Annotated in this window: 8 protein-coding genes; 1 reads left to right on the forward strand and 7 read right to left on the reverse strand. The window is 66.2% G+C overall.

From position 1 onward, the window contains the following. A partial coding sequence (locus B3D39_RS10895) for an MFS transporter (RefSeq protein WP_286789675.1) occupies window positions 1-571 on the reverse strand: 571 nt, incomplete at its 3' end. Between the two features lie 172 nt (window positions 572-743). On the opposite strand from B3D39_RS10895, the gene B3D39_RS10900 reads away from it, so the two are divergent. Next, window positions 744-1,340 carry a glutathione S-transferase family protein gene (locus B3D39_RS10900; RefSeq protein WP_078571154.1) on the forward strand — a complete coding sequence of 199 codons (597 nt, stop codon included), beginning with the start codon at window positions 744-746 and terminating at the stop codon, window positions 1,338-1,340. Between the two features lie 52 nt (window positions 1,341-1,392). On the opposite strand, the gene B3D39_RS10905 is transcribed toward B3D39_RS10900, so the two are convergent. The 6 genes from B3D39_RS10905 to B3D39_RS10930 form a co-directional block, all read right to left on the reverse strand. Continuing rightward, on the reverse strand, window positions 1,393-2,772 hold the full coding sequence (locus tag B3D39_RS10905; RefSeq protein WP_286789676.1) for a cytochrome-c peroxidase: 1,380 nt from the start codon (window positions 2,770-2,772) through the stop codon (window positions 1,393-1,395). Between the two features lie 4 nt (window positions 2,773-2,776). Next, a complete protein-coding gene (locus tag B3D39_RS10910; protein ID WP_274963381.1) occupies window positions 2,777-4,411 on the reverse strand; it encodes a phospholipase C in 1,635 nt (544 codons plus the stop codon). Between the two features lie 295 nt (window positions 4,412-4,706). After that, window positions 4,707-5,894 carry a TIGR03862 family flavoprotein gene (locus tag B3D39_RS10915; protein WP_274963380.1) on the reverse strand — a complete coding sequence of 396 codons (1,188 nt, stop codon included), beginning with the start codon at window positions 5,892-5,894 and terminating at the stop codon, window positions 4,707-4,709. Beyond that, complete coding sequence (holA, locus tag B3D39_RS10920; RefSeq protein ID WP_274963379.1) at window positions 5,891-6,913, reverse strand: DNA polymerase III subunit delta; 1,023 nt, start codon at window positions 6,911-6,913, stop codon at window positions 5,891-5,893. Before holA ends, B3D39_RS10915 begins: the two co-directional genes overlap by 4 nt. Beyond that, the gene (lptE, locus tag B3D39_RS10925) at window positions 6,910-7,407 is read right to left on the reverse strand and encodes an LPS assembly lipoprotein LptE (RefSeq protein ID WP_078549513.1); all 498 of its coding nucleotides are present in this window, start codon (window positions 7,405-7,407) and stop codon (window positions 6,910-6,912) included. The genes holA and lptE overlap by 4 nt, the downstream gene beginning before the upstream one ends. Continuing rightward, window positions 7,394-8,665: class I tRNA ligase family protein (locus B3D39_RS10930; protein WP_286789677.1), on the reverse strand; the 1,272-nt coding region annotated here is incomplete at its 5' end. The genes B3D39_RS10930 and lptE, both read right to left, overlap by 14 nt.

Below are 8,665 nucleotides of genomic sequence, written 5' to 3' on the forward strand. Positions count from 1 at the left end.
CGGCGCGCTCGGGCGCGCGGATCAGCGGCAGGAAGGCCAGCGAGGCGAGGATCACGGCGGCGAAGATCACGAAGACCGTCTGCCACGGGAAATGGCCCAGCAGCAGCTCCGCCATCGGAGCGCCGAAGACCTGCCCGGCCGAGCCTGCCGCCGTCGCGATTCCAAGCGCGAGCGAGCGGTTCTCGTCTGAGGTCGCGCGGCCCACCACGGCAAGGATCACGCCAAAGCCTGTGCCCGCGATGCCGAAGCCCACGAGGATTTCCAGAAGCTGATGCTGCCCCGGCTCCACCGCGAAGGCCGAAAGCACGAGACCGAGCGCATAGACCAGCGCGCCGAGAATGATCGCGAGCCGGTCGCCCCAGCGCTCGGCGATCGCGCCGAAGATCGGCTGTCCGATGCCCCAGGCGAGGTTCTGCACCGCAATGGCGAGCGAGAATTCGGCGCGTGGCCAGTTGAACTCGCTGGCGATCGGAATCTGGAAAACGCCGAAGCTCGCCCGGATGGCGAAGCTCAGCATCAGGATCACGGCACCGCCGATCAGAACCGGCGTGAACAGTTTGGCTTGCGTCATTTTACATCTCCCGGCGGATCTCCCTTCCGCGCGGGCCGCATATCGGCACGGATGCTGCAGCGCGTCAATCTTGGGCTTGTCCGGGTCACAATCGCGCGGAGATGATTGTGCGCTGCCCTTGAACCTCCCCCGCAGCCGTGGCCCAATGTCGCGACTTTCGACGGGAGGCAGGATGTATACGGTTATCGGAACGGTCGGCTCGCGGACGCTGCGCGTGCTGTGGATGCTGGAGGAACTGGGCGCGGAGTATCAGCATGTGCGGGCCGCGCCGCGCTCGGACGATGTCGTCGCTTTCAACCCGGCGGGCAAAGTGCCGGTGCTGGTCATCGACGGCACGCCGATCACCGATTCCACGGCGATTCTCACCTATCTCGCGGATGCGCATGGGAAATTCACGCATGAGGCGGGCACGCTGGAGCGCGCGCGGCAGGACAGCCTGACGCAGTTCCTGCTCGATGAGTTCGACGCGAATCTTTGGACCGCGGCGCGGCACAGCTTCATCCTGCCCGAGGAATTGCGGCTGTCGGGCATCAAGAATTCCCTGCGCTGGGAGTTCGAGCGGTCGCAGCGCACGCTGATCCATCGGATGGGCGAGGGCGAGTTCGTGATGGGCGATGAAATGACTGTGCCCGATATCATCCTGGCGCATTGCCTCGACTGGGCGCTGATGGCGAAATTCCCGATCGTCGAGCATCGGCTGAGCGAATATCACGACCGGATGCGGGCGCGCCCTGCCTATAAGCGCGCGGTTGCGATGCGCGACGGGTGAGGGGGCGGCCTGCGAGCCCCCACTCCGCACTGGCAATCAGCCTTGACCCAAGTCATTCATCTGAAGGCGAGTAGCCGTCGGTGAGGGTTTGCAGGAAGGCGATGATATCCGCCTGATCTGCCTCGGTAAGCGCGTCGCCATCCTCGGGCGCGCGTCGGAACGGCGCATCGGCGCGATCGATATTTCCCTGATAGCGAGTGGGCAGGTCGTCGAAGCGCTTCACCTGACCGTCGCGTGTGGGGTAGATCGCGCGTGGGTCGCTGTCGCGCTTGGCGTAGAAGCGCAGGACCTGTTTCAGGCTCGTATAGACGCCGTTGTGAAAGAAGACGTGCCGGGTCGCGACGTTGCGCAGGCTCGGGGTCTTGAACATCCCGCAATTGCCGGGCTGCGTCGAAATCGCATCATGGCGCAGCGGGCCGCAGAGGCCGAGATCGACATAATGCGGATCGGCATTGGCTGGGATCGCCGGGTTACGCGGCACGCCGAGCGCCTCGTATTCGTAATCTGTGAATTGAGGCGGGCGACCGTCGGCGGACCGTGTGTCGAGATGACAGGCCGCGCAATTGCCTTTGTTCGGATCGTCGAAAAGCGCACGCCCGCGTGCCTCTGCGGGCGACAGCTGCGCCTCGCCCGCGAGAACCGCATCGTATTTGCTGGTATAGGGGTGAAACTCCACCGCCTCGGTCTGGTAGCGCGACAGCGCGAAGGCGGCCTCGTCGATCAGCATCTTGTCGTCGTCCCGCACGGACCCGCCGAAGAGCTGCGCGAAGCGGTCGCCGTAGCGTGCTCGTAGGGTCGCGGCGAGGGTTGCGCGGTCGGGCTCTGCCATCTCGAAATGGGTGAAGAGGACGGCCAGCGCCTGCTCTTGCAGCGTATCCGCGCGCCCGTCCCAGAACAGACCGCCGCGCGGCACCGGGCTCGCAGGAGGGGGCGCGCCAGCGGTTTTTCGCGGCGCGGGCTGGGTGGAGGCGCTTGGCGCTGCAGTCTCTTTCGCGCCCGTCCCCTGCTGTGCGACCGCCAGCGGCGCGGCCTCGCCCGCCTCCGAGGTCGGGTCGAGCACGCCGAAGGTGAAGGGCGGCGTCTGGCGCTTATAAGTGAGCGAGGGCACCGCGCGCAGCCCCGGCAGGTCGAGATGCGGCCCGCCAAGCTGCACTGCGCGGGCGTTGGCGGGGGCGAAGTGATTTTTCGGGTCGTGGCAGCTCGCGCAGCTCATCTGGCCACTGGCTGACAGCGTGGGGTCGGAAAACAGCGCCTTGCCGATCGCGGCCACGGCGCTCAGATCGACATCGCCCTGAGGGCGCGCACCCGGCGCGGGATCGGTCGCCGCCCCGACGGAGGCGGCCGAAAGGAAAGCCGCGAGCGTGATGCTCGCGGCCCCCTCTGCCGAACGGATCGTCTTGGGAGTGATCAATCGTAGGTTCGGCAATCTCATCGCCTCAGCCCTTCGGGGTGCCGGTGGCCGGGTCGAGGATCAGCTTGCCATTGGCCGCTTTCGAGAAGTCGAACATGCCGTTGAGCGTGCCCGCCTGTGCGTCGAAGGAACCCTGACCGATGCGCTGCCCGTTCAGCCAGTTATCCTCGATGAACTTTGTGACCGAGGATTGATCGACCAGCGTGTGATCCACCGCGTTCTTCTTCGCATAGGGCGAGATCACCAGCATCGGGATGCGGGTGCCGTAGCCGCAGCGGCCCTGCGCCGGCTTGCCGTCGAGACCGGGCAGCGTCTTGTCGCTGGCGCAGTTGCTGCCATTGAGCACGTCATAGCCCGCGACCGGGATGTTCGAGCCGTTCACCACCGCCATCGCGTGGTCATACCAGCCATCGGAGTCGTCATAGGTCACGACGATCGCCGTGTCCTTCCAGCCCTTCGATTGCTGCAGCGCGTTGACCGCGTTGACGATGAATTCCTGCCCATCGAGCGGGTCGGAATAGCCCGCATGGCCGTCCTGATAGGCGGACGCTTTCAGGAACGTCACCGCCGGCAGGTTACCGTTCTTCAGCGCGGCGTAGAAATCCTTGCTGTCATATTGGTGGTTCGCGCCGCCATCGTCCGAGGTGCCGATCGCATCGACCGAGGAGGGCCGGGTGTGATCGAGGTTCTGGGTCGATTTGTAATACTGGAAGGGCTCGTGGTGGGGGATGTAGTCCTTCGAGGTCTCGCCGGTCACCTGCGAGAGCGACGAGCGGTCGCAGCCGGTAGTGCCGTTGCCGTTCACCGCGGTCAGATCGAAGCCGCCCTCGAACCAGCCCCAGGTGACGTTTTTCGCGTTCAGCAGATCGCCGATATTCTTGCCGCCCATCAGTGTCGTCGGGTATTTCGGGTTCGAGCAGACATCGCCGGTCGGGTCGAGATCCGAGATCATGGTCCAGCCGCCATTGCCGTCGGGCACGACGCGCCCCTTGTCATAGGTGCCATCGGCCTCGAGTTTGTAGCCCTTGGGCAGTACCGCGCCATTGGTCTGGCCCGAGACGAGGTTGATCGCGCCGGGCGTCGAGGGGCCGAAGGTGCTCGAGAAGGCGTTGTCGTTCATCGCGTAGGCTTGCGCGTAGTTCCACAGCGCGGTGACGGTGTTGCCGTCATAATAGCCCATCACCTGACCCTTGGTGCCGAAGGCGCCCGTGCCGCCCTTGGTGCCCTTGCCGGTATTGGCCGGGAAGGCATCCATCTTGCCGCTGTGGAATGCGGCCTGCTCGGCGGTGTAGCCGTGGTTCTGGTCCGCAGTCGCGGCCTGCGTCCGGTCGAGCCGGAACGGGGCGGCGGCATTCGCGCCATTGGCGGCATTGGTCTTGTTGGGGTTGGTCTTCAGCAGACCGGCGCTTGCGAGCGTATCGGCCTTGGGGGTGTCCTTCGCGGCGGTGAATTGCGGCTCGCCCTTGGGGTTCGCGGCGTTCGGATAGGTCGCGAAGTAGTGGTCGAAGGAGACGTTTTCCTGAAAGATCACCACGAGATGCTTGATCGGGGTGGCGGTCTGGGTGTCGGCGGCGGTGGTGGTGCCCGCTTGGGCGGTCGCGGCGGCGCAAGCCAGCGCGAGTGCGCTGACGGCACCGGTGAGGCGGAGCGTGTCGGTCATCTAAAGTCCCTCATTCAAATGGCAGCTTCCCCGTGAGCTACGGGGCGCGTGGCATCTCGCTAGGAACGGCGTTTGGCAATTTGGTGACAGTCCCGCTCACGCACCATCACCACTGGGTGAGACCCCCGCGGATGCACGCGGATGGGATGCAGCGTGAGCGTTCGGTGATCGGCCTGGGCGGTGGCGATGCGCGATGGGTGAGGGGGCTCTGCCCCCCGTCGCCGGAGGGCGACAAGCAATGCGGAAAGAGGGGGCTCTGCCCCCGGTCCTACGGACCTCCCCCGGGATATTTCTATCAAGGGGAAGAGAGCCGTTGGGCCGCAGCGCGTCCGGCATGGCGGCCGGAGGCGAGGCAGGCGGTCAGCAGATAGCCGCCCGTCGGGGCCTCCCAGTCGAGCATCTCGCCTGCGGCGAAGATGCCGGGAAGGGCGGTCAGTTCCAGATCGTCGGTGAGGCTGCCCCACGCGATGCCGCCTGCGCTGGAGATCGCCTCGGCGATCGGGCGCGGTGGGCCGAGCGGGACGGGCAGGGATTTTAGCGTGGTCGCAAGCTGCGCCGGGTCTTTGGGCAGCGGGCGGCCCCATTCCAGCGCGAGCGCGAGCTTCACCGGGTCCAGCTTCGCGCCTTTGCGCAGGCGGTTGGTCAGGCTCTGTTTCGGCGGGATTTTCGCGAGCCGCGCGGCGAGGTCTTCGGCGCTTTGATCCGGGGCGAGATCGAGGCTCAGCGGCGCGCCCTCGCGCAATTCGGCGGAGAGTTCATAGATGCCGCCGCCTTCGAGCCCGCGCTCCGAGATCACGAATTCCCCGCGCGTGCGCCGCGTCGGCGTGATCAGTGCAGCACCTTTCACGGGCTGGCCCAGCTGGCTTGCCATATGCGCCGACCAGTCGATCTCGAACCCCATATTGGCGGGGGCGACGGGGAGGATCTCCACGCCTTTTGCGCTCAGCCACGGCATCCATGCCGCATCCGAGCCAAGCCGCGGCCAGCTTGCGCCGCCGAGCGCGAGGACCGTGGCATCTGGCGTGAGGCTTTGGCGCCCCTCGGGCGTGTCGAAGATCAGCGCTGCGCCGTCGAAGCCTTGCCAGCGCCAGCGGGTGTGGATCGTGACGCCGAGGGCTTCGAGCCGCGCGATCCAGGCGCGCAGCATGGGCGAGGCTTTCATCACTGTCGGGAAGACCCGGCCGGTGGAGCCGGTGAACAGCTCTACACCCAGATCGCGGGAGAATGTTTGCGTGGCCTCCGGGCCGAATTCGCGGGTGATCGCGGCGATCTGCGGGTGGGAGTAGTGGGACAGGAAGGCGTCGAGCGGCTCGTCCCTGGTCAGGTTCAGCCCGGATTTTCCCGCCATCAGGAATTTGCGCGCAAGCGTGGGTTTGGCCTCTGCCAGTGTGACGGAGACGCCGGCCCGCGCCAGTTCCTCGGCTGCCATCAGGCCCGCCGGGCCGCCACCGATGACGAGCGCGGATTTCGCCGCCGCGCTCACCGCCGGGCCAGCATCGCGAGCCGCATCAGCGCGCGCTCCATCACCGCCATTTGCGGCGCACGGCTGGCGGAGCGTAGGGTCAGATCGGTCTCGACCAGTTCCTTCAGCGCAGTTTCCAGCTTGAACATGCCCCAGCTTTGCGCCTGCCGCTGCATCCGGTCACGGCGCGGGCCGAAGATCGGTGGGCGCATCCGGGCGATGCCGGCACCGGGGCCCTGCGGGTCGGAGGCCGCGGCGTGCAGCGCGCGAAAATGGCGCATCGCGGCGATGGCGAGCTGCACGGGCTGCACCCCTTGGCTTTCCAGCCTCCGCATCACCGGGCCAAGCTCTGGTGCGCGGCCCTCGGCCACGATGGAGAGCACATCATCGACGCCCGCCTCGACCGAAGACGGCGCGCAGGCGGCCACGTCGGCGGGGCCAAGTGGCGTGGTGTCGCCGAATTTGTAGAGCGAGATCTTCTCGACGGTCTGGCGGAAATCGCCCGGATCGAGCGCGCGCGACAGCGCCACGAGGTCGGTCATCGCGTCGTTCGAGATATCGCGCAGACCGGCGCGGCGCAGGATGTCCTCGATCTCCTCGCGGCTCGGCGGGTCGTCGTAAATCCCGACGGAATAGGCGTTGTTATGGCCCTCGAAGGCTTTGCGCAGCTTCGATTTGGCGGCGAGCGAGCCTGCGGTGACCACGATCTGCGCATCGCCTTCGCGCCATTCGTCGAGCGCGGTCTTCACCGCGTCCGAGACCGCATCGGTCGCATCCTCGACGAAAGCCACGCGCGGGCCGGGGAAGAAGCCGACCTCCTTGATCGCATCGAGCAGCAGCGAGGGTTGCTTGCGCAGATCGCCGCCCGCGATCCGGCTCAGGCGCATCTCTTCTTCGCCCTTCGGGCCGATCAGTGCGGCGATGACTTCCTGCCGCCGCAGCGCCACGCGCATCGCATCGCCCCCGAAGATCAGCAGGCCGGTGCGCTCGGGCTCGGGTTTGGCGAAATAGCGGGTCGCTGCTACGCCGGTCAGCTTCATTCCGGCAGACCCGGCGCTTGTGACAGCAGGCGCGTCACGATCTGATCGGCGAGGATCACCATCAACCGGCGATGCGCGTCTTCCTGCGCGGCCTGCGAGGCGACTACGGTGCCGGTCGCGGACCACGAGGTGAAGGAGGTGACACGCCCGGTCAGCAGCACGGCATTATCCGCCGCATCGCGCAGCGTGTAATCCACCGTGCCGTTGAGCTGGTAGCGCGTCGTGGCGTTGTCGGGCGAGATGCCCTGACCGAGCGACTCGGTGTCGATCTTGTAGTCGAGCCGGTAGCGGGTGACCTGCGAGGCTCCCAACCGCGCATTCAGCTGCTGAACGAGGGCGAAGGCATCGCGCGTCGTGGGCGCGGCCGGTTCGACCCCTTCGAGCAGTTTCGCCGCCCCACCCTGAGGCCCGTAGGCCGGGGTGAAGCCGCAGCCCGCGAGCAGGCCAGCGGCCCCCGCGAGTCCCAGAAATCCGCGTCTGTCAGATGACCACATTGACGATCCGCCCCGGCACAACGATCAGCTTCTTGGGCTGGCCACCGGCCAGCGCCTTCACGACAGCTTCGTCGGCCAGAACCAGCTTTTCAACCTCTTCCTTCGGCATGTCCTTGGGCACCGAGATTTCGGCGCGGCGCTTGCCGTTGATCTGGATCGGCAGCGTCACCGAATCCTCGACCAGCAGCGCCGGGTCGGCCTCGGGCCAACGCGCCGCGATCACGAAGCCCTCGCCGCCCAGCATCGACCAGACCTCTTCGGCGAGGTGCGGGACCATCGGCGCCAGAAGTTGCGCCATCAGCTTCATCGCGTCGCGCTTGGTCTCGGCCCCGGCCGTCGATTTCGACATCGTGTTGGTCAGGCCGTAAAGCGTGGCGACCGCCTTGTTGAAGGTGAAGCCCTCGATCGACTTGGTGACTTCGTCGATCGCCTTATGGGTGGCCTTCAGGAGCGCCGTATCCTCGGCCTCATTCGCGGGGGCGTCCGAATTGGCGATATCGTCGGCAATACGGTGCACGCGGGCGAGGAATTTCGAGGTCGCTTCGGCGCCGGCGGCGGTCCACTCGACGTCGCGCTCGGGCGGGCTGTCGGACATCACGAAGAAGCGGGCGGTATCTGCCCCGAACTCGGCGATGATGTTCATCGGATCGACGACGTTCTTCTTCGATTTCGACATCTTGGCCGAGGGGATGGTCTCGACCGCTTCGCCGGTGGCCTTCAGCTTGCCGTCTTCAACCTCTTCGGGGAGGTGATAGACAGGGCGATTCTTGGCGTCACGCGTGAGGTAGATCTCATGCGTCACCATGCCTTGCGTGAACAGCGCATCGAAAGGCTCGATCGCTTTTGCGGGCAGGTGGCCGGTATTGTGCATCGCGCGGGCATAGAAGCGCGAATAGAGCAGGTGCAGAATCGCGTGCTCGATGCCGCCGATATATTGGTCGACGTTCATCCAGTACTCGGCCTCGGCCGGATCGGTCGGCGTGGTAGCACCGGGCGAGGTGAAGCGCGCGTAATACCAGCTCGAATCGACGAAGGTATCCATCGTGTCGGTCTCGCGCTGACCCGGCCCGCCGCAATTCGGGCAGGTGCAGTCGCGCCAGCTCGGATGACGATCGAGTGGGTTGCCGGGAATCGAGAAGTCGATCTTCTGGCCGTCCTCGTCATAGGGCAGCTCGACGGGGAGGTTTTCCTTCTTCTCCGGCACCACGCCGCAGGTCTCGCAATGCACGACCGGGATCGGGCAGCCCCAGTAGCGCTG

Source organism: Thioclava sp. UBA3469, from assembly GCF_002378135.1.
Lineage (GTDB): Bacteria > Pseudomonadota > Alphaproteobacteria > Rhodobacterales > Rhodobacteraceae > Thioclava > Thioclava sediminum.